34 protein-coding genes and 1 pseudogene are annotated in these 24,893 nt (G+C 72.5%); 16 read left to right on the forward strand and 19 right to left on the reverse strand.

From position 1 onward, the window contains the following. Positions 1 to 4 precede the first annotated feature (4 nt). Complete coding sequence (locus OHS58_RS07900; RefSeq protein ID WP_326952598.1) at positions 5 to 259, forward strand: hypothetical protein; 255 nt, start codon at positions 5 to 7, stop codon at positions 257 to 259. Between the two features lie 23 nt (positions 260 to 282). Here the strand turns inward: OHS58_RS07900 and OHS58_RS07905 are convergent, their stop codons facing one another. After that, positions 283 to 1,506, reverse strand: coding sequence for an IS110 family transposase (locus OHS58_RS07905; protein ID WP_442875495.1), 1,224 nt, complete (start codon positions 1,504 to 1,506; stop codon positions 283 to 285). A gap of 253 nt (positions 1,507 to 1,759) precedes the next feature. On the opposite strand from OHS58_RS07905, the gene OHS58_RS07910 reads away from it, so the two are divergent. The 4 genes from OHS58_RS07910 to OHS58_RS07925 are packed head-to-tail and all read left to right on the forward strand — an operon-like array spanning position 1,760 to position 2,817. Then, positions 1,760 to 1,987 carry a hypothetical protein gene (locus OHS58_RS07910; protein WP_328647720.1) on the forward strand — a complete coding sequence of 76 codons (228 nt, stop codon included), beginning with the start codon at positions 1,760 to 1,762 and terminating at the stop codon, positions 1,985 to 1,987. Next, positions 1,984 to 2,226: a hypothetical protein gene (locus OHS58_RS07915; RefSeq protein WP_328647721.1), complete on the forward strand. Its 243-nt coding sequence runs from the start codon at positions 1,984 to 1,986 to the stop codon at positions 2,224 to 2,226. The genes OHS58_RS07910 and OHS58_RS07915 overlap by 4 nt, the downstream gene beginning before the upstream one ends. 1 nt (position 2,227) lies before the next feature. Beyond that, a complete protein-coding gene (locus OHS58_RS07920) occupies positions 2,228 to 2,476 on the forward strand; it encodes a hypothetical protein (protein ID WP_328647722.1) in 249 nt (82 codons plus the stop codon). Next, a complete protein-coding gene (locus OHS58_RS07925; protein WP_328647723.1) occupies positions 2,473 to 2,817 on the forward strand; it encodes a hypothetical protein in 345 nt (114 codons plus the stop codon). The genes OHS58_RS07920 and OHS58_RS07925 overlap by 4 nt, the downstream gene beginning before the upstream one ends. Positions 2,818 to 3,190: 373 nt before the next feature. Here OHS58_RS07925 and OHS58_RS07930 read toward each other — a convergent pair whose 3' ends face one another. After that, the gene (locus tag OHS58_RS07930; protein WP_247052670.1) at positions 3,191 to 3,370 is read right to left on the reverse strand and encodes a hypothetical protein; all 180 of its coding nucleotides are present in this window, start codon (positions 3,368 to 3,370) and stop codon (positions 3,191 to 3,193) included. Positions 3,371 to 3,396: 26 nt separating this feature from the next. Beyond that, positions 3,397 to 3,609: a hypothetical protein gene (locus OHS58_RS07935; RefSeq protein WP_247052668.1), complete on the reverse strand. Its 213-nt coding sequence runs from the start codon at positions 3,607 to 3,609 to the stop codon at positions 3,397 to 3,399. A gap of 134 nt (positions 3,610 to 3,743) precedes the next feature. Here OHS58_RS07935 and OHS58_RS07940 point away from each other — a divergent pair, with 134 nt between their 5' ends. Next, positions 3,744 to 4,955: an MFS transporter gene (locus OHS58_RS07940; protein ID WP_328647724.1), complete on the forward strand. Its 1,212-nt coding sequence runs from the start codon at positions 3,744 to 3,746 to the stop codon at positions 4,953 to 4,955. Here the strand turns inward: OHS58_RS07940 and OHS58_RS07945 are convergent. The 5 genes and pseudogenes from OHS58_RS07945 to OHS58_RS07965 all read right to left on the reverse strand — a co-directional run. Beyond that, a pseudogene (locus OHS58_RS07945) lies at positions 4,904 to 5,236 on the reverse strand (OsmC family protein); the annotation flags it as partial. The gene OHS58_RS07940 and the pseudogene OHS58_RS07945 overlap by 52 nt on opposite strands. Beyond that, positions 5,215 to 5,604: a hypothetical protein gene (locus OHS58_RS07950; RefSeq protein ID WP_328647725.1), complete on the reverse strand. Its 390-nt coding sequence runs from the start codon at positions 5,602 to 5,604 to the stop codon at positions 5,215 to 5,217. The gene OHS58_RS07950 and the pseudogene OHS58_RS07945, both read right to left, overlap by 22 nt. Then, positions 5,601 to 6,701 (reverse strand): vWA domain-containing protein, encoded by a 1,101-nt coding sequence (locus OHS58_RS07955; protein WP_328647726.1) that lies wholly within the window; start codon positions 6,699 to 6,701, stop codon positions 5,601 to 5,603. The genes OHS58_RS07950 and OHS58_RS07955 overlap by 4 nt, the downstream gene beginning before the upstream one ends. Then, positions 6,694 to 7,569 (reverse strand): AAA family ATPase, encoded by an 876-nt coding sequence (locus OHS58_RS07960; RefSeq protein ID WP_328647727.1) that lies wholly within the window; start codon positions 7,567 to 7,569, stop codon positions 6,694 to 6,696. The genes OHS58_RS07955 and OHS58_RS07960 overlap by 8 nt, the downstream gene beginning before the upstream one ends. Further along, a complete protein-coding gene (locus tag OHS58_RS07965) occupies positions 7,570 to 7,806 on the reverse strand; it encodes a hypothetical protein (protein WP_326950494.1) in 237 nt (78 codons plus the stop codon). Between the two features lie 100 nt (positions 7,807 to 7,906). Here OHS58_RS07965 and OHS58_RS07970 point away from each other — a divergent pair, with 100 nt between their 5' ends. From OHS58_RS07970 to OHS58_RS07985, 4 genes are all read left to right on the forward strand, one after another. Continuing rightward, the gene (locus OHS58_RS07970; protein WP_247052656.1) at positions 7,907 to 8,854 is read left to right on the forward strand and encodes a LysR family transcriptional regulator; all 948 of its coding nucleotides are present in this window, start codon (positions 7,907 to 7,909) and stop codon (positions 8,852 to 8,854) included. Between the two features lie 64 nt (positions 8,855 to 8,918). Then, entirely contained in the window at positions 8,919 to 9,818 is a 900-nt protein-coding gene (locus tag OHS58_RS07975; RefSeq protein ID WP_326952609.1) for an acetaldehyde dehydrogenase (acetylating), read from the forward strand. Beyond that, complete coding sequence (gene dmpG, locus OHS58_RS07980; RefSeq protein WP_328647728.1) at positions 9,815 to 10,840, forward strand: 4-hydroxy-2-oxovalerate aldolase; 1,026 nt, start codon at positions 9,815 to 9,817, stop codon at positions 10,838 to 10,840. The genes OHS58_RS07975 and dmpG overlap by 4 nt, the downstream gene beginning before the upstream one ends. Before the next feature lie 33 nt (positions 10,841 to 10,873). Then, positions 10,874 to 11,278: an RDD family protein gene (locus OHS58_RS07985; protein WP_328647729.1), complete on the forward strand. Its 405-nt coding sequence runs from the start codon at positions 10,874 to 10,876 to the stop codon at positions 11,276 to 11,278. Here OHS58_RS07985 and pip read toward each other — a convergent pair. Then, positions 11,265 to 12,203 carry a prolyl aminopeptidase gene (pip, locus tag OHS58_RS07990; RefSeq protein ID WP_328647730.1) on the reverse strand — a complete coding sequence of 313 codons (939 nt, stop codon included), beginning with the start codon at positions 12,201 to 12,203 and terminating at the stop codon, positions 11,265 to 11,267. The genes OHS58_RS07985 and pip overlap by 14 nt on opposite strands. 237 nt (positions 12,204 to 12,440) lie before the next feature. Then, a complete protein-coding gene (locus tag OHS58_RS07995; protein WP_328647731.1) occupies positions 12,441 to 13,949 on the reverse strand; it encodes an FAD-dependent oxidoreductase in 1,509 nt (502 codons plus the stop codon). 65 nt (positions 13,950 to 14,014) lie between these two features. On the opposite strand from OHS58_RS07995, the gene OHS58_RS08000 reads away from it, so the two are divergent. Beyond that, on the forward strand, positions 14,015 to 14,638 hold the full coding sequence (locus tag OHS58_RS08000; RefSeq protein ID WP_328647732.1) for a TetR/AcrR family transcriptional regulator: 624 nt from the start codon (positions 14,015 to 14,017) through the stop codon (positions 14,636 to 14,638). A gap of 641 nt (positions 14,639 to 15,279) precedes the next feature. Here the strand turns inward: OHS58_RS08000 and OHS58_RS08005 are convergent. Further along, the gene (locus OHS58_RS08005; protein ID WP_442875556.1) at positions 15,280 to 16,173 is read right to left on the reverse strand and encodes a LysR family transcriptional regulator ArgP; all 894 of its coding nucleotides are present in this window, start codon (positions 16,171 to 16,173) and stop codon (positions 15,280 to 15,282) included. Positions 16,174 to 16,242: 69 nt separating this feature from the next. Here OHS58_RS08005 and OHS58_RS08010 point away from each other — a divergent pair, with 69 nt between their 5' ends. Then, entirely contained in the window at positions 16,243 to 16,845 is a 603-nt protein-coding gene (locus OHS58_RS08010; protein ID WP_328647734.1) for a LysE/ArgO family amino acid transporter, read from the forward strand. A gap of 14 nt (positions 16,846 to 16,859) precedes the next feature. Here the strand turns inward: OHS58_RS08010 and OHS58_RS08015 are convergent, their stop codons facing one another. The 8 genes from OHS58_RS08015 to OHS58_RS08050 form a co-directional block, all read right to left on the reverse strand. Next, on the reverse strand, positions 16,860 to 17,354 hold the full coding sequence (locus OHS58_RS08015) for a methylated-DNA--[protein]-cysteine S-methyltransferase (RefSeq protein ID WP_328647735.1): 495 nt from the start codon (positions 17,352 to 17,354) through the stop codon (positions 16,860 to 16,862). Continuing rightward, positions 17,354 to 17,731, reverse strand: a complete 378-nt coding sequence (locus tag OHS58_RS08020) for a hypothetical protein (protein WP_328647736.1) — start codon at positions 17,729 to 17,731, stop codon at positions 17,354 to 17,356. Before OHS58_RS08020 ends, OHS58_RS08015 begins: the two co-directional genes overlap by 1 nt. Further along, positions 17,728 to 18,441, reverse strand: a complete 714-nt coding sequence (locus OHS58_RS08025; RefSeq protein WP_328647737.1) for a 2OG-Fe(II) oxygenase — start codon at positions 18,439 to 18,441, stop codon at positions 17,728 to 17,730. The genes OHS58_RS08020 and OHS58_RS08025 overlap by 4 nt, the downstream gene beginning before the upstream one ends. Before the next feature lie 49 nt (positions 18,442 to 18,490). Further along, the gene (locus OHS58_RS08030) at positions 18,491 to 19,090 is read right to left on the reverse strand and encodes a methylated-DNA--[protein]-cysteine S-methyltransferase (RefSeq protein WP_326950482.1); all 600 of its coding nucleotides are present in this window, start codon (positions 19,088 to 19,090) and stop codon (positions 18,491 to 18,493) included. Further along, complete coding sequence (locus OHS58_RS08035; protein ID WP_326950481.1) at positions 19,087 to 19,569, reverse strand: RNA polymerase sigma factor; 483 nt, start codon at positions 19,567 to 19,569, stop codon at positions 19,087 to 19,089. The genes OHS58_RS08030 and OHS58_RS08035 overlap by 4 nt, the downstream gene beginning before the upstream one ends. Positions 19,570 to 19,614: 45 nt before the next feature. Next, positions 19,615 to 20,871: a transporter gene (locus tag OHS58_RS08040; RefSeq protein ID WP_328647738.1), complete on the reverse strand. Its 1,257-nt coding sequence runs from the start codon at positions 20,869 to 20,871 to the stop codon at positions 19,615 to 19,617. Positions 20,872 to 20,972: 101 nt separating this feature from the next. Beyond that, positions 20,973 to 21,755, reverse strand: a complete 783-nt coding sequence (locus OHS58_RS08045) for a putative protein N(5)-glutamine methyltransferase (RefSeq protein ID WP_328647739.1) — start codon at positions 21,753 to 21,755, stop codon at positions 20,973 to 20,975. 19 nt (positions 21,756 to 21,774) lie between these two features. After that, on the reverse strand, positions 21,775 to 22,287 hold the full coding sequence (locus OHS58_RS08050; protein WP_328647740.1) for a L,D-transpeptidase: 513 nt from the start codon (positions 22,285 to 22,287) through the stop codon (positions 21,775 to 21,777). Positions 22,288 to 22,424: 137 nt separating this feature from the next. Here OHS58_RS08050 and OHS58_RS08055 point away from each other — a divergent pair, with 137 nt between their 5' ends. The 4 genes from OHS58_RS08055 to OHS58_RS08070 are packed head-to-tail and all read left to right on the forward strand — an operon-like array spanning position 22,425 to position 24,850. After that, positions 22,425 to 23,159 (forward strand): transglycosylase SLT domain-containing protein, encoded by a 735-nt coding sequence (locus tag OHS58_RS08055; protein WP_328647741.1) that lies wholly within the window; start codon positions 22,425 to 22,427, stop codon positions 23,157 to 23,159. Between the two features lies 1 nt (position 23,160). Continuing rightward, positions 23,161 to 24,201, forward strand: coding sequence for a CHAP domain-containing protein (locus OHS58_RS08060; protein WP_328647742.1), 1,041 nt, complete (start codon positions 23,161 to 23,163; stop codon positions 24,199 to 24,201). Continuing rightward, positions 24,198 to 24,467 carry a YbaB/EbfC family DNA-binding protein gene (locus tag OHS58_RS08065; protein WP_326952623.1) on the forward strand — a complete coding sequence of 90 codons (270 nt, stop codon included), beginning with the start codon at positions 24,198 to 24,200 and terminating at the stop codon, positions 24,465 to 24,467. The genes OHS58_RS08060 and OHS58_RS08065 overlap by 4 nt, the downstream gene beginning before the upstream one ends. Beyond that, positions 24,464 to 24,850 carry a hypothetical protein gene (locus tag OHS58_RS08070; RefSeq protein WP_326952624.1) on the forward strand — a complete coding sequence of 129 codons (387 nt, stop codon included), beginning with the start codon at positions 24,464 to 24,466 and terminating at the stop codon, positions 24,848 to 24,850. Before OHS58_RS08065 ends, OHS58_RS08070 begins: the two co-directional genes overlap by 4 nt. Positions 24,851 to 24,893 lie beyond the last annotated feature (43 nt).

Here is a 24,893-nt window from a genome sequence, read left to right on the forward strand (position 1 = left end):
AGACATGGTCCTGTGGTGGATCGGCAACGCCGTGCTGCTGCTCGTCGTGCTGCCGGTGGTGATCGCGCTGCTGAATCGCGTCCTGGCCGCGTGCGAACGGATCCGCGCGGCCACCGACGCGATCCTCGTGGGCGGCGTCGAGCTGGCCGGGCAGCTGGAGCCGGTGCCGGCGGCGCTCGCCCAGACCGGCCGGACCATCGGCGAAGTCGCCGTCGGCGCCACCCGGTACGCGGGCAGCGTCGCGAAACTGCTGGGCTGAAAGACATCCCAGGAGCGTAGATGTCAAGCAGCAACGTTCTCGGCGTGATGCGACCAGGCGGTCGTCTCGTCGTAGAGGGTGCCGGTTTTGAGGCAGCCGTGGAGGATGCCGACGAGTCGGTTGGCGACCTGGCGAAGCGCGGCGTTGTGGCTGACGCCGCGAGCGCGTTGCCGGTCGTAGCAGGCGCGGGTGCCAGGCGAGCGACTGAGCGCGCTGAACGCCTGGGTCAGAAGCGCGTCGATGAGCCGGTCGTTGTGCACGAACCGGGCCAGGGCGACCCTTTTCCGGCCGGAGGCTCGGGTGATCGGCGAGGTCCCGGCGTAGTTCTTGCGGGCCTTGGCGGTGGCGTAGCGGTCGGGGTCGTCACCGAACTCTGCGAGCACCCGGGCGCCGAGAACCGGCCCCAGACCAGGCTGGGACAGGACGATCTCAGCGGCCGGGTGCTGGCCAAAATAGGCCTCCACCTGCCCCTGCAAAGTTTTGACCTGCGCGTCCAAGACGGTCAGGACAGCGATCAGCGCCTGGACCGAGGCGGCGTAGGCGGCAGCCACGACATCCGGTTGGCCGAGATGCTCGGCGCGCAGCGCGGCCTGGATCACCGTCGCCTTCCCGGCGATGTTCTTGCGGCGCGCCCGCTTCAGCGCGCCGTTGATCTGGGCGAGGGTCAACCGGGCGGCCTGGGCCGGGGTGGGGGCCTTGGCCAGCAACTCCAGGGTGTCGGCGGCGTCGAGGTCGTCGAACGCGACCAGCGCGGCGGGGAAGTAGTCCCGCAGCGCGTGCCGCAACCGCTGGGTGTGACGGGTTCGTTCCCAGATCAGGGTTTTATGGGTGCGGGTCACGACCTTGACCGCCTCGGCCCGCGCGGAATCCCCGGCGACCGGCCGCAGCTCGTGGCTGTGGGTGCGGACCATGTCAGCCAGCACGTGGGCGTCGCCGGGGTCGCTTTTGGCGCCCGAGACCCCCAGCCGGTCACGGAACCTCGCGGACTGCAACGGGTTGACCGCCAGCACCGTGTATCCGGCCGCGACCAGCGCCGCGACCCAGGGGCCTCGGTCGGTCTCGATCCCGACCAGCACCTCGGCCTCGTCGGTCTCGTCCCCGGTCAGCTCGCCGATCATTGCGTGCAGCCTGGCCATCCCGGCGACGCCTTCGGGCAGCCGGGCCTTGGCCAGCCTGCGACCGGAGCCGTCCATCACCTCCACGTCGTGGTGGTCTTCAGCCCAGTCGTCTCCTGCGAACAGCCTCAATTGTCCTCCCGATCTCGGTCACCGTGAGCAGCCGGCGGGAGAACTATCAGCGACCTAATCAAGCAGTGCTCACGCGCGACCAGCGCGCGGGGCACGACATCCCAGCAGCGATCAATTCTCCCGTCCAACCGGCAGGGGCACGATCTTTCAGCAGGACTCGGTCGTCCAGGAATCCTGAGTGCTCACCTGCCGGTCGGCTACCGACCAGGAGTTTGCCGTATGGCTCGCTCCCAGACTGATTAGGAGTTCCGTGATGCCGGTCGTCGCCTGGTGCACGTTGGCCATCGCCGCGCTGATCATCCTGTTCGCCGCGGTCGGGCTGCTGCGGGTGATCCTCCACTTGCGACACATCCGCGACACGCTCCGCGCCGTCACCGGCGGCGTGCGGGTGGTCGCCGACCGGACCGCGCCGGTGCCGGGCGCGCTCGCCTCGGTCAACGCGAACCTCAAGCCCGTCCGCGACTTCTGCGAGTCGGTGTGAGCACCGGCTGGGTGGTGGGGTTCGCGATCGGGATCGTGGTCGTGCTGGTCGTCGTCGCGCTGGTGGTGCCGATCCTGCTGCTGGCGAGGTCGATCGGGCGCGAGGCCCCGCTGATCGACGGCGCGCTGCGCGACGCCGTCCGTCACACGGCGCCGCTCGCGGAGCTGAGCACGACCATCGAGCACGCCGAAGTGATCGTCGCCGGGCTGCGGCGCGGCCGGACCAGGCTGGGAGGCTGACATGACGTCGTGGTGGGTGGCGGTGATCGCCGGGTTCGTGGTGGTGCTCGCGGTGGCGGCGCTACTGAGCGTGCTGATCGTGCTGGTCCGGGTGATCGACCGCCGGGTGGTGGCGGTGCGGGACACCCTGGCCGCGGCCGCGGCGAACACGGCGTCGACGTCGCTGATCCCGGAGACGGCGTCGCGAGTGGACGCGGTGCTCGCGGAGGGCCTGGAGCACCACCTGTTCCTGGGGAGGGCCCGGACATGACGCTGCTGGTCGTCTTGACGGTGCTGGACATCGTGCTGCTGATCGCGGGCCTGGCGTGCTACCTGTTCTGGGTGGGGTCCTTGCTGGCCCGGATCGCGACGAACCTGGAGGAGTGCGCGGAGACGGTGCGCACGATCAACGGCCACGCGGCACTGATCGTCCCGGGCGTCACGCACATCAACCGGACCGGGGCCGTGGTGGCGGGCGCGCTGCCGCTGCTGTACGGAATGGCGGAGGACATCGTCCGGGCCGCCCCGGCACCGGCCGCCACTGTGGCCCGCCCGGCATCGGGCACCCGCCGCTCCCGCCTGCACGACGCCGTCGGCTTCGCACCGCGTTGAGCCGTTTCGCCCCTTTCGCGCGGGACGCGCTGGTAGCGTCCCGGCGATGCGAGTGTGGTGGTGCGGCCTGGTGCTGACGGCGGGAGTGGTCCTCGCCGCGTGCAGCGGGGGCCGGTCCGGGAGCGGTCAGGTGGTGCAACAGTCGACAACATCGGTTCCGTCCACAACGGAATCGACGGTGACTGCGCCGGTCTCGACGACAACGCCTCCGGTGACCACGACGACGGCCCCGGACGACCGGACAACCCGAGCCCACACGACAACGGTGACCCCGAGGAAGACGACCACACACCGCCGAACAACCACCCGCCGGCGGCCGGGCTAGCGCTCGTCGAGTGTGCCCGGTCGCGACCGGGCACACTCGGGGCGGTTCTCAGTCCGTGTCCGCTGCCTCTTCGGCGTCCCCTTCGCCGCCGTCCTCGACGGCTTCCACCTTGTCCGGCGTGGCGTCGGCGATGCCGGTGTGTTCCGCCTGCTCGGCGGCCTCCTTGGCTTCCTTGATGCTTTCGCGGACCTCGGCGAGCTGTGCTTCGCCTGCGGGCTGATCGGTCACGGCGACTCCTCGATCGACAACACTACTCAACGGCCCCTGAGCTGCGGTTTCGCCAGCCCCAGCGCGGCGCAGACGATCAGGACCACCGCCAGCACCGCCACGATGATCTCCAGGGCCGGCATCCGCGCGGCGGACGTCGACAGCGTGACGATGCTCGACACCAGCAACAGGACGCCGGCCGCCATGCTGAGCCAGCAGAGCGGCGTGGTCCGCGGGATGACGTGCCAGCGTGTGGCCATCGAACCTCCTCGGTCGGGTCTGCCCGCTGAACTGCCCCGAACCCCCGGTGATCAAACCGGCGGGAATCCGACGTCACCCGAGTTGTCGCGAAACCGCCAGCGCCCGCGGACCCCGGGCCCGTCTACTGGCGATCATGACCGCACGCCAGCCCCGCGCCGTCGCCGCCGTGACGCTCGGGATCTTCGCCATCGTCACCACCGAGATCCTCCCGATCGGGCTGCTGACGCCGATCGCGGACGGCTTCGGCGTCTCACCCGGGGTCGCCGGCTGGACGATGACCATGCCCGGGTTCGTCGCGGCCGTCGCGGCACCCGTCGTCACCGTCGCGACAAAACGGCTCGACCGGCGGCCGATGCTCGCCGCGCTGATGCTCCTGCTCGCCCTCTCCGGCTTCCTCACCGCCGCCGCGCCCGCGTTCTGGGTGCTGCTCTTCGCGCGGTTCCTCGTCGGCCTGGTCATCGGCGGGTTCTGGTCGATCGGCGCCGGCCTCGCGCCGCGGCTCGCCCCCGCGAACGCCGCCCGCGCGACGTCCGTGATCTTCGCCGCCGTCCCGCTCGGCTCGGTGCTCGGCGTGCCGCTCGGCACGCTCGTGGGGCAGCTCGCCGGCTGGCGGACAGCGTTCCTCCTGCTCGCCCTGCTGAGCCTGGCCGCCTTCGCCGCGCTGCTGGCGTTCGTGCCGCCGCTGCCACCCGGCACGGTGACCCGGGCCGCCGTCCTCAAGAACCTGCTCCGCCGGTCGGGTGTCCGAAGTGGACTCGCGGTGACGTTCCTCGTCGTCCTGGCGCACTTCGGCACCTACACCTACGTGACGGCCCTGCTCAGTCCCGGCCTGACCAGCGCGTACCTGCTGGTCTACGGCGCGGCCGGGATCGCCGGGACGTTCCTCGCCGGCACCCGCCGCCTCCCGGTCACCTTCACCGCGGCGGCGCTCCTCATCGCCGTGTCCGCCGCGGCGCTGCCGTTCGCCGGCCCGATCGGCGCGTTCCCGCTGCTCGTCGTGTGGGGCCTCGGCTACGGCGCGGTGCCGGTCTGCTCGCAGACGTGGTTCGCCCGCGCGGCGCCGGACGCCCCGGAGGCGGCGACCGTGGTGTTCACGGCGTCCTTCCAGGCGACGCTCTCGGCGGGCGCGCTGGCCGGCGGGTTCGTGGTGGACGCGCTGTCGGTCCCGGCCGTGATGGTGGGCGGCGCCTTGGTCGCGGTGGTCGCGGCCGTGACGGTTCAGGGCACGCGGCGCACCGTCGCCCCGGCCCGCAGCGCGCGGGGGATCTCGGCGACGGCGTCGACCGCCGCCAGCAGCCGGTCCAGCTCCTCGGCCGACGCGGGGGAGTCCAGCTCGACCCGGTAGCTGATCCCGGTGGACGCCCAGGTCTCGGTGTCGAAGCCGCCGCCGGCCGTCACGCGGACGCCGGTCAGCTCGACGCCCAGGGGTTCCGCCTCGCGGTACAGATCGTTGAGGACGCACCCCGCGGCGGCGAGGTTGAGCAGGTGACCGCCGGTGAAGTCCGTCTCGACGCTCACCCCCGCGGGCGTCCACCGGTGCGGGAACGTCACCCCGCTGACGCTGCGCAGCGAACCCGCCCCGGCCACGACCTCGAACGCCGGTGTCACCGGCTGTGCCCGATCCATTCGTCCTCCCAGGCGTGTTCGTACCGTTCGCGGTTGCAGCGCGGCCGGTACACCGCCGCCAGCTCGCGCACGATCTGCTCGCGGTGCGACCGCAGCCCGCCCGGCGGATCGTACGTGCAGATGTGCACTTTCCACCGCGAACCCGCCCGGGCGATCCAGCACGGCGCCCGCGGGTGCCGGAACGGCAGGCCCGCGGCGGCGAGGTCGTCGGCCTGCCCGGCGTAGATCACGGCGTAGCGGCCGGGGCGCGCCTCGGCGTCGGGGCGGCAGAGGATCGCGTAGACGGCCGGGGCCACGGGCGGGGTCCAGCCGCCGAGCAGCCGGGGGCCGTCGAACGGGTAGCCCGCCGCGGTCCCGAGGCGGATCACGAGCGCTCCAGCGCCGGCAGCAGCGCGGCCAGCTCCTCGAGGCCGCGCAGGTCCTGGCCGGACACGAGGACGTCGACGTGCGGGCGCACCACGCTCAGGCCGAGCGAGTCGCCGCCGGGGTGCGGGTTCGTCCACACGAGACGGTGGCACAGCCGGGCCAGCCGCTCCACCGCGCGGGCCAGGACGTCGGGGTCGCCGCGGTCGAGGCCGTCGGAGCAGACGACGACGATGCCGCCGCGGCACCGGCCCCGCCGGCCCCAGGTGCGGACGAACTCGGCCAGCGACGCGCCGATCCGCGTGCCGCCGTCCCAGTCGAAGACGGCTTTCGCGGCGCGGTCGAGGGCCTCGTCGACGTCACGGGTGCGCAGCTCGTCGGTGATCCGCGAGAGCCGGGTGCCGAAGCAGAACACCTCGACGTGCGTGGTGGCCCGGCCCGCCGAGTACGCGAACTGCAGCAGGGCGCGCGAGTAGTCGGCCATCGACCCGGAGACGTCGAGGACGAGCGTCAGCGGCCGGGGCCGGACGCGGCGGCGGCGCCGGTGCAGCCGGGCCGGTTCGCCGGACAGCCGCAGCGATTCGCGCACGGTGGCGCGCAGGTCGGCGATCGGCCCGGTGCGGGCGGGGCGGCTCCGGCGGGTCCGCCGGCGCGGGGGAGTCAAGCCCAGGCGGACGGTCATGCGGCGGATCGCCGCCAGCTCGTCGGGTGTGCAGGCGCCGAACGCCTTGTACCGCAGGCTGTCCACAGTGGACGCGGCGAGTCCGGCGGCATGCGGGGTCTCCTGTTCTTCCCCGGGGTTCCCCGACTCCGGCAGGGAGAGCACGGCGCCGGACTCCAGGGTGGCGGTGAGGGTGGCGAACTCGGGCGGCGCGTCGTCGGCGTCGAGGAAGCAGCGGCGGAAGACGACGTCGTAGCGCGCGATGTCCTCGCGGCGGCGCACCAGCGTCAGCCGGCCCGCCCAGTAGACGTCGACCAGGTCGGCCGGGTCGAGCCGGGCCGCCGCCCGGCAGAAGGTGAGCATGTCGCCGGTGCCGACCGCGAGGCCCTCGGCCCGCAGCGCGCGCCCGAACCCCACGAGGACCCGCGCCAGGTCAGGCACCGGAGGTGAGTTCCGCCAGGTGCTCGCGCACGACGTCGAGGTCGTCGCGGTCCTTGACGACGGCGCCGAGGGTGTCGGTGGCCGACGCGTGGTCGAGGTCCGCCGCGCCGAGGAAGGTGAGCATCCGCGCCCAGTCGACGGTCTCCGCGACACCCGGCGGCTTCGCCAGGTCGAGCTTCCGGAGCCGGTGCACGGCCGTGACCACCTTGCGCGTCAACGCTTCCCCGACGCCGGGCTCGCGGATCCGCACGATCTCGGCCTCGCGCTCGGCGTCCGGGTAGCCGATCCAGTGGTACAGGCAGCGCCGTTTCAGCGCGTCGTGCAGCTCGCGGGTGCGGTTGGACGTCAGCAGCACGACCGGGGGCGTGGCCGCGGTGATCGTGCCGATCTCCGGGATCGTCACCTGGAAGTCGGCCAGCAGCTCCAGCAGGAACGCCTCGAACTCGTCGTCGGCGCGATCGATTTCGTCGATCAGCAGCACCGCCCCAGCACCGGCGCGGACGGCGGCCAGCAGCGGGCGCTCCACCAGGAACTTCGGCCCGAAGAGCTGGTCGACGGCCGTCTCGCCGGCGGCCTCGCGCTCCGGCAGGGCCCGGATCTGCAGGAGCTGGCGCGCGTAGTCCCATTCGTAGAGCGCCTGCGCGGTGTCGATGCCTTCGTAGCACTGCAACCGGATCAGGCGCTTTCCGAAGACCGCGGCGAGGGTGCGCGCCAGCTCGGTCTTGCCGACGCCGACCTCACCCTCCAGCAGCAGCGGCCGGTGCAGCGACACCGCCACCAGCAGCGCGGTGGCGAGGCCGCGGTCGGCGAGGTAACCGCCGCCGCGCAACGCCCCGGTGAGCTCCGCGACGGTGTCCGGGTAGTCCATCTACCGGTCCGGGCCGAGCACGAGGTCGCGGACCGTCGAGCCGCCGAGCTTGCCCTCGCGGGCGAGCCGGGCGCGCCACGCGGCGGCCGGGTCGTCGTCTTCGGCGAACCGGTCGAAACCGACGTTCGCCATGCTCTTGCAGGATTTCTGGGGCCCGCGGTCGAGGTCGTCGCCGGCCTGGCCGGTGGCACGCCAGACCGCGCGGAACACCTTCAGCGCGTCGCCGGGCTCGTCCATGGGCGGACGATAACTCGGTCGGACGCTGGGCCGGGGCGCGGATTAATGGTTCGCTTATCCGCGGTTGTGGCGGAACCGGGGTCACGGAGAGCATCTGCGCATGACGTTGGGCCAGCTGAACGCGTTCGTGCTGGTGGCCAGGCTGGGGTCGGTCACCGACGCGGCGAAGGCGCTCGGGGTGAGCGAGCCCGCGGTGTCCCAGGCGCTGGCCGCGCTGCGCCAGCACCACGGCGACAAGCTGCTGATCAAGCGCTCCGGCGGGATGACGCTGACCGCGGGCGGCAGCAGGCTGCTGCCGATCGCGTCGCAGATGGTCGCGCTCGGCGCGGAGGCCGACGCCGCCGTCCGGCAGGCCAACGGCGTCGCCGCGCGGCTGCGGCTCGCGGTGACCAGCGAGATCGCCGAGTTCGTCGCGAACCCGCTGCTGGAGGCGTTCCGCAGACGGGCGGGCAACACGATCGACGCGAACGCCGGCGTGGCGCGCACGGCCGAGCTGCCGGTCCTGGTCGCCAACCGGCTCGCCGACGTCGCGCTCGGCCCGCAGCCGGGCGCCGAAGGCGGGCAGGGCCTCGACAGCGTGCCGATCTTCCGCGGCTCGCTGGTGGTGGTGGGGTCGCCGCACGGGCGGCACCAGGGCGGCCCGGCGCACTGGCGGTGGCTGCTCGACCCGGCGGGCGCCGACCCGGGCAGCGACACCGGCCGCCTGCTGCGCGCGCTCGGTGTCGCGGACGACGCGATCCAGGTGTTCCCCAACCAGACGGCGGCCTGGTCGGCCGCGGCGAGCGGCGGGGGCGTGTCGGTGGCGCTGGAACACCTGGTTGCGCCGCAGCTGCGGCGCAAGGAGCTGACGGTGGTCCCGACCCGCGCGACTCCGGTGTCGGCCTGCTGGTTCGTGACGACGTTGCCGACGGACCGCCGCACGGGTGCGGCCAACTCGCTGCGGCACTTCCTGGGCACGCCGGGCGCGATGCACGTGATGCGGGCGCCGGGCAGCGGGGTGCCGCCGTCCCGCTTCCGGCCGCCGGTCTACGTGACGATCTGGAGCTGACGGCGTTCCACTGGTCGGAACACCGGGCTGTCGCGCGGGCCGGGCCCGGTGCGACGGTCGGGGCATGGCTCCCGTGATGGCGGCGATCGTCGGCCCCGGCAACATCGGCACCGATTTGCTGGCGAAGCTGCGACGCAGTGAAGTGATCGAAGTCGGTTACGTCGTCGGCGTGGTCGAGTCCGACGGGCTCGAACGCGCTCGCGCGCAAGGGATCGCGGCGTCCGCCGAGGGCGTCGACTGGCTGTTGCGCCAGGACCCGTTGCCGCAGCTGGTGTTCGAGGCGACGTCGGCGAAGGCGCACGCCGCCAACGCGCCGCGCTACGAGGCCGCCGGCATCCAGGCGATCGACCTGACCCCGGCGCACCTCGGCCCGATGGTGTGCCCGCCGGTGAACCTCGGCGCGCACCTCGACGCCCCGAACGTCTCGATGATCACCTGCGGCGGTCAGGCCACGATCCCCATGGTGCACGCGGTTTCCCGGGTGACGCCGGTGCCGTACGCGGAGATCGTCGCGTCGGTCGCCTCGCGCGGCGCGGGGCCGGGGACACGGGCCAACATCGACGAATTCACCCGCACGACGTCCGGCGCGGTGGCCGAGATCGGCGGCGCCGGGCGCGGCAAGGCCATCATCATCCTCAACCCGGTCGAACCGCCGATGATCATGCGGGACACGGTGTTCTGCGCGATCGGGATCGACGCCGACCGCGACGCGATCACCGCGTCGATCCACGAGATGGCCGACGAGGTCCGCAAGTACGTCCCGGGTTACGCGCTGCGCGCCGACCCGCAGTTCGACGACGCGCGTGAGGAGTGGGACGGCAACGCGCGCGTCGGGATCTTCCTGGAGGTCCGCGGCAACGGCGACTACCTGCCGGAGTACGCCGGCAACCTCGACATCATGACCGCCGCGGCCGCCCGGGTGGGCGAGCTGATGGCCCGCGCGAAGCAGGAGGTGCCCGCGTGAGCAGGCCCGAGTTGAAGCACGACGTCCGGATCGTCGACACCACGCTGCGCGACGGCAGTCACGCCATGGCACACCGCTTCACCGAGCAGCAGGTGCGTGAGACGGTGCGCGCGCTGGACCGCGCCGGCGTCGAGGTGATCGAGGTGACCCACGGCGACGGCCTCGGCGGATCGTCGTTCACGTACGGGTTCTCCGCCGTCGACGAACTGAAGCTGATCGCCGCGGCGCGGGAAGAGGCGAAGCAGGCGAAGATCGCGGTGCTGCTGGTGCCCGGCATCGGCACGGCCGAAGACCTGCAGCAGGCGTTCGACGCGGGTGCCGAGATGGTCCGCGTCGCGACGCACTGCACCGAGGCGGACGTCTCGCCGCAGCACTTCGGCCTGGCGCGCGAACTGGGCATGGAGACGGCGGGGTTCCTGATGATGGCGCACCGCACGCCGCCCGAGGACCTGGCGAAGCAGGCCCGGATCATGGTGGACGCGGGCTGCCAGGCGGCCTACGTCACCGACTCGGCCGGCGCGCTGCTGATGCACGAAGCCCGCGCCCGCTTCGAGGCCCTGGTCGCCGAGGTGGGCGACGAGGCCTGGGTCGGCTACCACGGCCACCAGAACATCTCGCTCGGCGTCGCGAACTCCGTGCTGGCCTACGAAGCCGGGGTCCGCTACATCGACGGGTCGCTCTGCGCCCTCGGCGCCGGGGCGGGCAACTCGCCGACGGAGGTCCTCGCGGCGGTGTTCGACCGCCTGGAGGTCGACACCGGCCTGGACGTCGGCGGCCTGCTGGACGCGGCCGAGGAGGTCGTCCGGCCGTACCTGCAGCGCTGGCCGAAGATGGACCGCAACGCGATCGTCCAGGGCTGGGCCGGGGTGTACTCGAGCTTCCTGCTGCACGCCGAGCGCGCGGCGGAGCGGTACGGGGTGCCGGCCCAGGCGATCCTGCGGCGGTGCGGGGAACTCACGCTGGTGGGCGGCCAGGAGGACATGATCATCGACGTCGCGGTGCAATTGGCCGCGGAGGGGTAGCAACCGGATCCGGGGTTCGCGCGTGGTGGAGGCATGGACACCGCGACGACTCAGGACCGCAAGTCGGCCGAACTGGAGATCGTGACCTTCCGTGCCCTGCGGGAAGGCCCGCCGTACAAGGAAGCTTCGGGTTGGCGGCAGGCCCCCGCGGTGGTGATCGACATGCTGCTGCACTTGCTGGCCGGGCTGATCGTGGCGGGTTTGACGGGCGCAGAATCCTGGTCGTTCTTCGTCACTCTGGTGACGGCTTACGTCGTGGCGTCGTTCGTGCACCGGGTCCTGCTGCGCCGGTGGTGGGGCGTCACCATCGGCGGAGGCATTGCCCGGGTCCGCTGGGTCGAAACCGAGACCGGCCGGACGCCGACCCTGCTGCAGCTCGCCGTGCTGTGGTTGTTCGCGTCGTTGTTCTCGCTCCTGACGGTGCTCACCGGGGGCTAGCGAACCGGTCCAGGGCGCCGAGCGTCCAGGCGCGTTTCACCGGGCTGCCGCGGTGCCCGGAGTGGTCGTCGATCAGCAGTTCCGCGCCCGGCCACGCCCGCGCCAGCTCCCACGCCGTCGTCACCGGGCAGCTCAGGTCGAGGCGGCCGTGGACCAGCACGCCGGGGATGCCCGCCAGCCGCCCGGCGTCGCGGATCACCGCGCCCTCCTCGAGCCAGCCCGCGTTCGCGTAGTAGTGGGCCGTCAGCCGGACGAACGCCATCATCGCGGCGTCCGGCGGTCCACTGTGGACACGCGGCGTCGCGCCCGGTTCGAGGGACAGCACCGTGTCCTCCCACTCCCGCCAGGCGAGGGCTGCGCGATCCCGCTGGGCGGGGTCTTCCAGCAGCCGGACGTAGTCGGCGACGACGTCGGCGGACCCGCCGCTGAACCGCTGCCACGCTTCCGGGAAGAACCGGCCGACGCCGCGGTAGAGCCAGTCGATCTCCGACCGCCGCGTCGTGCTGATCGCGCTGAGCACGATCTCCGACACCCGGTGCGGGTACCGCTGCGCGTACACCAGCGCGAGCGTCGTGCCCCACGACCCGCCCGTCAGCAGCCAACGCTCGATGCCGAGGTGCTCGCGCAGCCGTTCCAGGTCGGCGACCAGGTGCTCGGTCGTGTTGTGCGCCAGCGACGTCGCCGGATCGGCGGCGTGGGGCAGGCTGCGGCCGCAGCCGCGCTGATCGACCAGCACCGCGCGGTAGCGGGCCGGGTCGAACACCCGCCGCATCCCCGGCGCGCACCCCTGGCCGGGCCCGCCGTGCAGCATGACCGCCGGTTTGCCGTCGGGGTTGCCGCAGGTCTCCCAGTACACCTGGTGCCCGTTGCCGACGTCGAGCAGCCCGTGGTCGTACGGCTCGATCGGCGGGTACAGCTCGGTCATCAACGCGCCCCGTGTCCTCTTGCGGTCACTGTCCGGATCCGACCCGTGATCATTCCGGATCGTCGCCGTCCACACGAGGGGATTTCCCGGCCTGCGGCTCGTCCGGGCGCGACCGGAGAGGTGCAGCGGGCATCGGGTCTGCTGCACCTCTCCGGTCGAGCACCTCGCCGCGATGAGCCACGCTTCGCTTACCGATGCGGCGGGGCGCGCCGGCTTCCCGGCGCGCCCCGTGCGAGGTCAGGCGGGTTCGCCGAACCACCGGCGCAGCGCGGCGTCCAGGCCCGTGGTGCCGCCGTCTTCCCGGGCCCAGGCGATGTGCCCGTCCGGCCGGATCAGGACGCCGGTCAGTGCGGGTTCGGTCTTCGCGGTGAGCACCCCGACCCGATCGGCCCAGCCGCTCGCCGTCGCGCGCAGTTCGGCGGACTCGGCGAGGTCCAGCAGCAGCCCCCGGCCGTCCTGGAGGTGCTCGCCGAGACGGGTGCCGTCGGCGAACGCGAAGTCGGGGGCGGCGCGGCCGGTGAGGTCGTGCTCGCCCTCGATCGGGTAGCGGTGCAGCACGCCGGAGAGCTTCTTGGCCAGGTAGGTCGCGCCGTCGCCGGTGTTCAGCAGGTCGGTGACGACGTGGCGCAGCGCCTGCGCCCGCGGGTCGGTGCGCATCAGCGCGATCTGCGCCCGCGTCCACTCGAGCACCCACTCACCGATCGGGTGTCGCTCGGTGGTGTAGCTGTCGAGCAGCCCGTCGGGTGCCGACCCGCGGATCGTCGCGGCCAGCTTCCAGCCGAGATTGACCGCGTCGCCGACGCCGAGGTTGAGCCCCTGCCCGCCGAACGGCGAGTGCACGTGGGCCGCGTCGCCGGCCAGCAGGACCCGGCCGCGGCGGTAGGTGCTCGCCTGGCGCGCGTTGTCGGTGAAGCGCGTCGCCGTGTGCACCTTCGTGACGCGAACGTCCACACCGGACACCCGCCGCAGGCTGTCTTCCAGCTCCTGCGCGGTGATCGGCGCGTCGCGGTCCTCGGGCGGCCCGTCGAACTCGACGGTCAGGATCCGGCCCGGCACCGGCCCGTGGACGTAGACGCCGTGGTCGGTGTGGTTCCAGCCGGTGCGGAGCGCGTCGGCGCCGGTCAGCTCGACCAGCGCCTGCCGCCCGGTGACGGCGGGGTCGGTGCCGGGGAAGTCGAACCCGGCCCCCTTGCGCACCAGGCTGCGGCCGCCGTCGCAGCCGACCAGCCAGCCCGCGCGGATCTCGTCGTCCCCGAGGTGGACGGTCACGCCGTCGTCGTCCGCCTCGAACCCGGTCACCGCGACCCCGCGGCGCACCTCGACGCCCAGGTCGGCGGCGCGCTCGGCGAGCAGCGCCTCGACCGCCTGCTGCCGCACGACGACCACCCCGGCCGCCGGGCCGACGTCGCGGAACGCCGGATCGTCGAAGTGGACGCCCGCCGAGCTCACCATGACCCCGGCGAAGTGCCCGACGGGCGGCACCGGCCTCGCGCCGCCGGCGCCGCGGCTCTTCAGGAACTCCTGCATCCGCGCGATGTCCTCCTGCACCAGCGCCTGGAGCGCGGGCAGCATGCCGCGGCGGTAGAACGCCTCGGCCGTCGGCAGGTTGATCGACCCCGCCTTGATCGTCTGGTCCGGTTCGGGCAGCCGTTCGGCGACGAGCACGTCGACGCCCGCCAACCGCAGTTCGCAGGCGAGCATCAAGCCCACCGGTCCGCCCCCGGAGATCACCACATCCCTGTTCATGCTTTCGATGATGCCGACAAACTTGTACTGAGTCAAACTTTGTGCTCGGTCTATACTCTCGGTCCATGGCGGATCACGGACTGCGCGAGCGCAAGAAGCGGGCGACCCGGCAGCTCATCGCGGACATCGCGAGCGGCCTGTTCATCCAGCGCGGCTTCGAAGAGGTGACGGTCGCCGAGATCGCCGAGGCGGCGGGCGTCTCGAAGATGACGGTCTTCAACTACTTCCCGCGCAAGGAGGACCTGTTCCTCGACCGCCACGCCGACCGCATGGCCGACCTGGTCGCAGCGGTGCGCGCCCGGCCGTCGGGCACATCGGCGGCTGCCGCTTTGAGAAGTCACCAGCACGAACTGCTCGCGGCCGGCCACCCTCTGTCGGGCGCGATCCAGGGCGCCTCGGGCTTCTGGTGGGTCCTGCGCTCGAGCCCGGCACTGATGACGAGGTTCCACGAGCAGGAGCGCGAGATCGCGGAGGCGCTGGCGGAGGTGCTGTCGGAGGAGACGGGCGAGCCCCTGCGAGCCCGTACGGTGGCAGCGCTGCTGACAACGGCGATCAGCACGATCTTCGCCAACGCGGTAAGCCGCCTGGTAGCGGGCGACAAGGAAGCCCAGGTCCGCCGCGACCAGGTGACGGTGATCGACCAGGCTTTCGACCTGGTGGAACACGGAGTGGGCGACTACCCGGGCTGAGTTTCTCTGCCGCGCTGGAGCCTTCGCCCGCCATGCGGCCCGCGACCCGCGGCCCGCGCCCCGCGCCCCGCGCCCCGCGGCCCGCGCCGCCGCCACCGAGCAGGCGACGGTTGGCGAGCGCACGGGATCGAGCACTCAAGCTGCGGCGGCGCGGTTCACCCGGCTGCCCGGACCAAGCGATCGAGCCGCGGGTTCGATGGCGGTGGGTGCGATCGGCGGCCGACCGGGCCCTGACCCCGGTTGCCGCCCTCCGGTTGCTGTAGCGGCTCTCCCGGCAATCGTGTCGGCTGCTCCGGTCAGCATGGTGGCAGTTGCGGTCGGCGTGGGGCCGTCAGCGGGCAACTCGGCCATTCGCGAACAGCCAACACGGCGACCGAAGTGCCAACGTGGCGACGGGAGTGGTCGACACGGCGACCGGAAGGGCAGGCACGGTGAGGTGACCGGGGCCGCCGACACGGCGCCGGGAGTGGTCGACGTGGCGACGGGAGTGGTCGACGTGGCGACCGGAAGGGCGGGCACGGTGAGGTGACCGGGGCGGCCGACACGGCGCCGGGAGTGGCCAACATGGCGACCGGAAGGGCCAACACGGCGACGGGAGTTGCCGACACGGCGACCGGTAGGGCCAACGTGGCAACCGGAATTCAGCGCAATGCGGCCTTCGCGCCCTTCGCGCCCTTCGCGACCGCGTCCGCCACCGTGGCCAGGCCGGGTGAGTCGAGCTTCCACTGCTGCCAGTGCAGCGGGACGTCGAGTGGACGGTCCGGTGCCAGGTCCACCAGGGCCTCGCCGCGTGGGGCCGCCTGGATCTCCGGCACCATGCCCCAGCCCAGGCCCGCCGCTACCGCGTCCACAAAGGACTCCGATGCCGGGATGTGGTGGCGTACCAGCGTGAAGTTCCGGCGGCGGGTCAACCCGCGGAGGAAGCGGTCCTGCAGGTCGTCCTTGCGGTCGAACACGATCACCGGGGCCGTCGGGAGGAGCTGGGGGAGCGGGCCGCCGGTCAGGCGGCGGTCGATGAACTCCGGGGATGCCATCGCGCGGTAGCGCATCCGGCCCAGCCGGCGGGATGTGCAGCCCTGCACCGGCTGTGGCGCCGCCGTGACCGCGGCCATCACCAAGCCCTCGCGCAGCAGCGCCGCCGTGTGGTCCTGGTCCTCGCGCTGGAGGTCGAAGCAGATCCCGAGGTCCTCGGGCACGGCGGCGAGCGCGGGCAGGAACCACGTCGCGAGGGAGTCGGCGTTCACCGCGATCGTCAGCGTCCGCGTGCCCTCCTCGCCGAATCCCAGCTCGCCGAGCGCGTCCTGCTCCAGCTGGGCCAGCGACCGCGCGAACCGGACCACCACCTGGCCCGACTCGGTGAGCCGCACCGGTTTCGTCCGCAGCAGCAGGACGCGGCCGGTGCGCTGCTCCAGGGCCTTCACCCGCTGGCTCACCGCGGACGGCGTCACGTGCAGCACCGCCGCGGCGGCGTCGAAACTCTGCTCGTCGACGACGGCGAGCAGTGTCCTGACCTGGTCGAGCGGCAGATCCGACATCACGAGCGCTAATGTTACGTAAGAATCTTTAGCTGGAGTAATGCGGCCCTCGACCTTAACGTCGGTGACGTGCTCGCTCTCCTCCTGGCCGGGTTCGGCACCGGCCTGTCCCTCATCGTCGCGATCGGCTCCCAGAACGCCTTCCTGCTGCAGCAAGGGCTGCGCGGCGGCACCGTCGCGCCGCTGGTCGCCATCTGCGCGGTGTCCGACCTGGTCCTGATCGCCCTCGGTGTCAGCGGGATCGGCGTCGTCCTCGGCCGGTGGCCGACGGCGATCGGCGTGATCGCCGTCGGCGGCGGTCTGTTCCTGCTCGGGTACGGCGCCCTCGCCGCGCGGCGGGCGTTCCGGCCGTCGGTGCTCAGTGTCGGTGACGGACGCACGCCGCTGCGCAAGGCGGTCCTCGCGTGCCTCGGCTTCACCTGGCTCAACCCGCACGTGTACCTCGACACCGTGCTGCTGCTCGGCTCGGTCGCGGTCGCCCACGGCGACGGCCGCTGGCTGTTCGGCCTCGGCGCCTGCGTCGCGAGCGCCGTCTGGTTCAGCGCGCTGGGGTTCGGCGCCCGCCGCCTGGCCGGGGTGTTCGCCCGGCCGGCGGCGTGGCGGGTGATGGACGTGCTCATCGCGGTGACGATGGCCGGCCTCGGTGTGTCGATGGTGCTGAGCCGCGTGTGATCACCCGCGTCCGATCACCACAGCTGGCCGCGGTCTTCGGCCGGTGGGCGTTCCAGCTCCAGCAGGAACGCCTTGCGCTTCAGGCCGCCCGCGTACCCGGTGAGCTTGCCGTTCTTGCCGACGACGCGGTGGCACGCCACCAGGATGCTCAGCGGGTTGCGTCCGACCGCCGCGCCGACCTCGTGCGGCAGTCCGCCGACGGCCTTCGCGAGGTCGCCGTAGGTGGCTGTCCCGCCGTACGGGATCTGGTCGATCGCGGCCCAGACGTTCCGCTGGAACTGGTCGCCCTCGGCGCGCGTCGGGACGTCGAACTCCGTGCGCTGCCCGGCGAAGTACTCCTTCAGCTGCCGGGCGGCCTCCGGGAACGCCGTGTCGTCGCGCTCGCCGAACGCCGTGCGGTCCGGGCGGGTCCAGTGGTGCGGGAAGTACAGGCCGGTGACGACGGTGCCGTCGTCGTCGCCGACCAGGGTCAGCTCGCCGATCGGCGAGTCGATGATCGTGTGTTTCATCAGTTCTCCCAACTGCTGCCGTCCGCCCGCGCGCCACGCAGGCCGGGCAGCGGACTCTCTCCGACGGCGGCCGTGACCACCGTCCGATGTGGACTCCACGATGTCGACGCCGCGAGCCGCCGGGCCATTCCGGCCCAGCCGGCCGGGGTCGCGCTGACGACCCAGACGTCCGGATCGGGGGCCGCGAACCGCCGGGCTTGCCGCAGCCACGATGCCGCTGTCTCCGGCCAGGTCACCGTCGCCAGGACCAGGCCGCCCCACGCCGCGGCGATTCGTGCGCCGTCGGCCCGTGACCCCGCGTCGGCCGCTGTGCCGAGCACGATGTGCCGCGCCTGCCCCACGAGACGCAGCACGGCGTCGAGTTCCGCGTCGGTCATGTCGCGTCGTGGAACACGAGACCGAGCGTGTGCCGCTGCCCCGAACGGACCGCCGACACGCCGTGGCGCACCGGTGCCGCCGACCAGCCGCGGGCCGAGCGGACCGGCCGGTCGCGCGTGGTGAACACCAGGCCGTGGCCCTGCGGGATGAGTGTCGCCGTGCCGCGGGACTGCGCTCGCGGACGTTGCTCGACCAGCAGGAACTCGCCGCCGGTGTGGTCGGTGCCCGGATCGTTCAGGTTGATCACGACCTGCAGCGGGAACACCTTGTCCCCGTAGAGGTCCCGGTGCAACGCGTTCCAGCCGCCCTCCTGGTAGCGCAACAGGATCGGCGTCGGCCGGGCCTGGCCCGCGTCGTGGCAGATCGCCAGCCACTCCTCGAGGGTGTCCGGCCACTCGGCTTCCCGGCCGAGCCGGGCGGCCCAGTCACGCGCGATCGGCAGCAGCCGCGGGTACAACGCCTGACGCAGCGCCCGGATCGGTTCCGGGAACGGCTCGGCGAAGTAGTGGTAGTCGCCGTGGTCCCCGAAGCGGTACCGCCGCAGGTTCACCGTCGCCCGGAAGTGCTCCGGCTCGCCCCAGAGCGCGACGAGCTTCGCGCATTCCGCGGGCGTGAGCAGCTGCGGCAGCAACGCACAGCCGTAGTCGTCGACCTCGGTGGCCACCGAGGCCCAGTCGGCCGAGGCGACGCGCTTCTCGAATGTGCTCATACCCTGTAGACGCGCGGGCCGGGTGAAACGTGAGATCGGAATCGGCAGCTCAGGCCGCGGCTTCCAGGTCGAGCAGGACCCGCTTGGCCTCTTCGCCGCCGGCGTACTGGCCGTACGAGCCGTCGGAGCGGACGACGCGGTGGCAGGGGACCACCACCGGCAGCGGGTTGCGGGCGCACGCCGTGCCCACCGCGCGGACCGCCTTCGGGCTGCCCGCGGCCGTGGCGACCTGGGCGTAGCTCTCGGTGTGGCCGTAGCCGATCTCGGGCAGGTGCTCCAGGACCGAGAGCCGGAACCCGTGGGCCAGCCGGAAGTCCAGGGCCACGTCGAAGGTTTGCCGGCCACCGGTGAAGTACTCGTCGAGCTGGCGGGTGACGGCGTCGAGGCGGGCGGGGGCGCGGAGGATCCGGGGGCTGATGATGTCGGCCAGCTCGGCCAGCACGGCGTCGTGGTCCTGGCGGTCGAAGGCCACCTTGACCAGACCCCGCTCGGTCGCGGCCAGCAGCAGCGGGCCGACCGGGGAGTCGAGGGTGCGGTAGGCGAGGTCCAGCAGGCCCTCGCGCTCGGCGGCGGCGGACAGCCGCTCGTGCATGTGGTGTGGCACGACTTCGTAGCCCGTCCCGGGGTACGTCATGAAGATGTCACTCATGAGTGCGCTCCTTCCAAGCTCGCCGGATAGGTGACCCGCAGGGCCTTGACGCCGTCGGCGGCCGCCCGCCGGGCGGCGTCCGTGCTGCCCCCGATGATCTCCGCGATGTCGCGGTAGGGCAGCCCGGCCAGGTAGTGGTAGGCGACGGCGGCACGCTGCTTGTCCGGCAGCTTCGCCAGCGCGTTCCACAGGTCGCCGTCCCACTCCGCGGCCCGGCCGGGCCGATCCGGGACGTCGCCGACCGGGACCGGGCTGCGCGCCTGGGCGCGGGTGACGTCGACGGCCTTGCGGTGCGCGATCGTGACGAGCCACGCCTGGACGTTGGCGTCAGGCGGCAGGTCCGGGTACGCCTTGAGCGCCGAGAGGAAGGTTTCCGACCAGGCGTCTTCGGCGTCCGCCGGCCCGAGCACGGCCCGGCAGACCCGGAGGACCATCGGCCCGTGCTCGGCCACGACTTGCTCGAACGGTTTCACGATCACACCTAGTAGACGCGCCGGACGCGGGAAACGTGAGCCCCGATCTTGTCACGCGTACGGGTACACCCAGTACCCGTCCCCGTCGAGGAGGTGGTTCGCGACGACGAACTGCCGGACGCTCGCCAGCAGCGCCTGGTAGTCCGTGTCCAGCACCGGCTGGACCGCGTAGGACGCGCCCCGCTCGACGCCCGGCGCCGGCAGCGTCGCGCCGTCGTAGGTGGTGTCGAACGGGTAGACGGCACACGTGTTGACCAGCCCGTCCGGCCGGTTCGCGTAACCCGGGCCCCAGCGCCGGGCGCAGGCCAGCTCGGCGATCGCGCGGTGGGCGGCCTGCGCCGCGGTGTCGTGGTGCAGCCGCGTGATCGGGTACGTCCGGCTCGCGCCGGTGCCCTGGTAGCCGGGGTTGCCCGGGACGAAGTGGCCCTGCCGGAGGCCGGGGTAGGTGGTCGGGAAGCCGGTCATCGCGGTCCGGACCAGCGCGGCCGACGCCGGGAAGCCGGACGTCGCCGCGTTGTCCAGGACGTAGAGCGGCTGGAAGCCGAACGCGCAGTCGCTGCCGGCCGCGTACGCCGGGTCCAGCAGACGGGCGACGTCGCAGCGCAGGTACGCGCTGTGCGCGCCGGTCACCAGCGTGGTGCGGCCGCCGGTGTCCTCGGCGACCAGGTGCCGCTCGCCGACGTACCAGGTGCGCTGCTCCGCCCGCACGGAAGGCGAGTCGGCGGGGGACGCGGGATCGGTGCCCTCCATGGTGAACACACGCGTCTCGTCGGACTGCGCGCGCCAGTCGGCGACGCTCTTGAGCACCTGCGTGCTCGCGGTGTCGCAGTGCGCGGTGCCGGTGGTGTAGCGCGGGCCGCAGCTCATCGAGACGCCGAACTTCATCGCGTCGGTGACCACGCCGGACAGCGACCAGCCGACCATCCGCGTCGCGACTTCGAGACGCCGTTGCGCGTGCAGCAGGTTGCTGGTCGAGATGACCCGGGCCCATGCCGCGCCGATGACCGCGCAGCCCGCTTCCGGGCAGGCGTAACGCTGGTAGGCCATGTCCGTGATGGTGCAGCTGGCGAACCGGTTCTTCGTCCAGTAGCCGTTCTTGACGTCCTTGCGGCACTCGTCGAACGTCACGGGCGCCGGGGTGTTCTGGTCGAGACCGGACAGCTGCCGGGGTGCTTCCGCGGCGGCCACCGGGATCGCGCGGAAGACGCCGACCGCCCGATCGGGTGCCGCGGCGGCGGTCGCCGAAATGCTCGAGAAAAGGATGGTGGCAATTCCCAATGAACCGAAGAGCCGTGTTCTGAAAGGCATTACTCCCCATTCCGCGGATCCGGGCTGTCACGCTAGCGCGGCCCGATCAGCGGGGTCACTCCGACGAAGGAGTGAACGGAAAGTGTTGCCTCATCAACCACTCACACGATCGAGGCGGTTCCGCTCACGACGGTGGCACCGAGTTCCGCGGAATTGTGTACCCGCGGTGACAGCCCGGCCGCGGCGAAGATTTCCCCGGCGACCGGAGCCTGCCGCTCGCTCGATTCGATCAGCAGCAGGCCGCCCGGAGCGAGCCAGCCCGGAGCCCCCGCGGCGACCCGGCGGGCGAGGTCGAGCCCGTCCGCGCCGCCGTCGAGCGCGGTGAGCGGTTCGTGCAGCCGCGCCTCCGGCGGCATGGTCGCGACGGCGTCCGACGGTACGTACGGCACGTTCGCCAGGAGCACGTCGACGCGGCCGCGCAGGGAATCCGGCAGGGCGTCGTAGAGATCGCCCAGGTAGACCGCGCCGGGCACGTTGACGCGGGCGCACTCGACGGCCGCCGGTTCGACGTCGGCCGCGTGCAGCTCGCCGGGGGTGACCAGCGAGGCGAACGCGGTCCCGAGCGCGCCGGACCCGCAGCACAGGTCGAGCACGACCGGGTCCGGCGGGGCCAGCGAGACGGCGACGTCGACCAGGAACTCCGTGCGGTGTCGCGGCACGAACACCCCGGGCGCCACCGTGATCCGCAGGCCGTGGAACTCCGCCCAGCCGAGCAGGTGTTCCAGCGGGAGGCCGGCGACCCGGCGCTCGACCAGCGACTCGAGCTCGGCAGACGTCTTCGCGGCGGCCAGGAGCAGGTCCGCTTCGTCCTCGGCGAACACGCACCCGGCGGCGCGCAGCTTCGAGACGACGTCGGCGTGGGAAGCGTGGGAGGTGTCGGGCACGGATCACCGTACCCGGGGATCAGGCCCGGACCTGCACCGCGTCGCCGACGCCGAGGCCGTCGAAGAACTCCGCCGAGTCGGCGTCGGACAGGTGCACGCAGCCGTGCGACGGCGCGTCCAGCGGCCCGGCGTGGAACGCGATGCCGCCGGCGGCGAAGAACACCGAGTTGGGCATGTTCGTCCCGTAGATGCTGCTGTGGTGGTCCCGATCCTTCCAGACGACGTGGAACGACCCGGCCGGCGTCGCCTGGTCCGGCGGCCCGAACCCGGCCGGGACCGGGCCGCGCACCACCTGACCGTCGTGCAGCAGCCACGCCAGGTGCTGCGACAGGCTCACGCACGCGCCGGTCTTGACATCGCACGGCGGCACGGGCGGCGGTGCCGGGGTGGGTGTGGGGGTCGGCGTCGCCGACGTGGTCGGCGGGAGCGTCGACGGCTCCGCGATCAGGCTGGGCGTCGTCTCCCGCGGCGCGGCACAAGCCGCCGTGACCAGCAGGAACCCCAAGAGGGCCACCGCCCGCGTGCTGCGCATCCGTCGTCTCCTCGTGTCGTGCGTCCGCAGTTCAGTACGTCCGAGCGGGCCGAAAGGTTGAGCCGGGCGTGCAACGGGCGTGTCCCTGCGTGCAGCGCGGCTACCGCGGCGGGTACCCGGACGGTCAAGGTCGAACCATGACGAAGCTGAGCGCCGAGCAGATCGCCCGGCACGCCTACGACGCCGGGTTCCGCGGCCAGGGCCTGACCACCGCGGTCGCCGTCGCGCTGGCCGAGTCCGGCGGCCGCACGACCGCGCACAACGGGACCCCGCCGGACAACTCCTACGGCCTCTGGCAGATCAACATGCTGGGCGCGCTCGGCCCGGACCGGCGCCACCAGTACCACCTGAAGTCGAACGACGCGCTGTTCGACCCGGACACCAACGCGCGGGTCGCGAAGGACATCTCCAGCGACGGCAAGGACTTCACGCCCTGGTCGACGTACACGAACGGCGCCTACAAGGACCACCTGACCGCGGCGCGCAAGGCCGCCCAGGACGTCACGAAGCACCACGGCAAGCCGTCCCACGCGCAGTCCGGGAGCACGCCGGGCGGTGCGCTCCGGGTCGACGACACCGTGCTGCACGCCTACGTCAAGCGCACCCACGGCGTCTCCGACGCCCTCGGCGGCGCGGCGGGGCACCTGGGCGACGTCCGGGACATCGCCGGGGACAGCTTCGGCAAGATCGGCAAGGAGTCCGGGTTCGCCGACGCGCTCGCCGGCTTCGGGCTGGCGCTGCAGAAGCAGGTCAAGGGCGTCGGCACGCACGCCACTGGGCTGGCGACCGCCGCGCAGAAGGCCGCCAAGTCCTACCGCGACCACGAGACGGCCACCGCCGCCGCCCTCGACGAACACGCCCGACGGAGCTGACATGGACACGACCGCGCTCGCGCACTCGTTCGCGAAAGACCTCATCGCGCACCGCAACAAGCTCGCCGGGAAGGCGGAGGACGCCGTCCGCGCCGAGTACGCGCTCAACCGGGTGGCCTCGTCGCTGGACGACCAGCACGCCGCCTACCACAAGGAAAGCACCACCGTCCTGGGCCACTGGGACGGCCACGGCTCCGACGGCTTCAAGCACAACAGCGCGAAGCTGACGAAGGAGCTGAAGGTGACCGGCACCGCGGGGGCGGCGGCCGAGAAGATCGTCGCGCACATCGCGTCCACAGTGGACAGCGGGCACACGGCCGTGCAACGGCTCGTCGACGAGTACACCACCAAGGCCAAGCAGGTCCTCGACGCCGGCACCACCGCCGGGACGCAGGCCGCGCTGATGCGGGCCGTCGGGCACGCCGCCGACCTCGCGCCGCACTACACGCGGCAGTCGGCGTCGACCCTGCGGCACGTCGACGCCGAACTCAAGGCAGCGGCGAAGAAGCTGCGCGCGTTGCAGAAGGACCTGACGCACGACGGCGTCATGGACAAAGCCGTGGCGAAAACCGAGGCCACGCACGCCAAGAAGCCCCACGGTAGCGGCACGAGCAAGGCGTCCGCCAAGGGCAAGGACGTCGTGCACGCGGCGCGCATGCAGATGGGCGTCCGCGAGAACCCGCCGGGCAGCAACAAGAACCCGTACGGGCCGACCGCCGCGTGGTGCTCGTCGTTCGCGACGGCGATGTGGCGCAAGGCCGGGGTGAAGATCCCGATCCTGCCCTTCAGCGGCGACGTCTACCACTGGGGCCAGGAGAACGGGCACGCGTACGGCAAGAACTCGCTGCACGACGCGCGTCCTGGTGACGTGCTGATCTTCGGCACCGGCCCGCAGAACACGTCGACGAGCACGCACATCGGCATCGTCGAGAAGGTCGAGGGCGACAAGGTCACGATGATCGAAGGCAACTCCGGGGACGCGGTCCGCCGCAACACGCACACGCTCTCGTCGTCGACGTTCTACGGAGGGGTCCACCCGTGATCACCGGAAAAGCCGCCGATCGGACGGTCGCCGTCGAGGTCGCGCCCGGCGGCGCGCTGCAGGAGCTGACGCTGGAGGCGTCGGCGCTCCGCCTCGAGCCGGACGAACTGGCCCGCCGCATCCTGCTGCTCACCGCGGCGGCGTCGGCCCGCGCGACGGCGTCGCTGTGGCACACCCTGCCGGAAGGCGACCTGGACGCGCTCGGCCTGAGCGTGCCCGGGGAGCAGGCGGAAGAGACGACGCCCGAGAGCTGGCGAGCCCAGTGAGCGCCGAGCGCACGGCCGTGGAACTGGCCGACGACGCCTTCGCGACGCCCGACCCGGGCTACGGCGCCCGGCTGGCCCTGATCCGCGCCGCCGCGGCCGCCGACGGCGTCTCGCTGGCGGTGGACCTGCACGGATCCCTGGTGGACCTGCGGTTCGACCGGTGGGCGCTGAACCGCTCGCCGGGGGAGCTGGCGGCCGTGGTGAAGCGCCTGGCGGCCGAGGCCGCCGCCGACGCGCTGCGGCAGGGGCGCGAGGTGCTGGGCGAGCTGCTGCCGGAGTCCTCGCCTGCCGAGCGCGTGTGGGGGCCGGAAACGCATCCCGTCCGGCTGGCGCGGCTGGACCGGGAGGACGACGCGTTCGCCCCGGCGACCTGGGCCACCTGACGGTCGTGAGTGGTAATTCGGGTTAGAACCCTCATTACCACTC

Origin of the sequence: Amycolatopsis sp. NBC_00348 (genome assembly GCF_036114655.1) — a bacterium.
Classification (GTDB): domain Bacteria; phylum Actinomycetota; class Actinomycetes; order Mycobacteriales; family Pseudonocardiaceae; genus Amycolatopsis.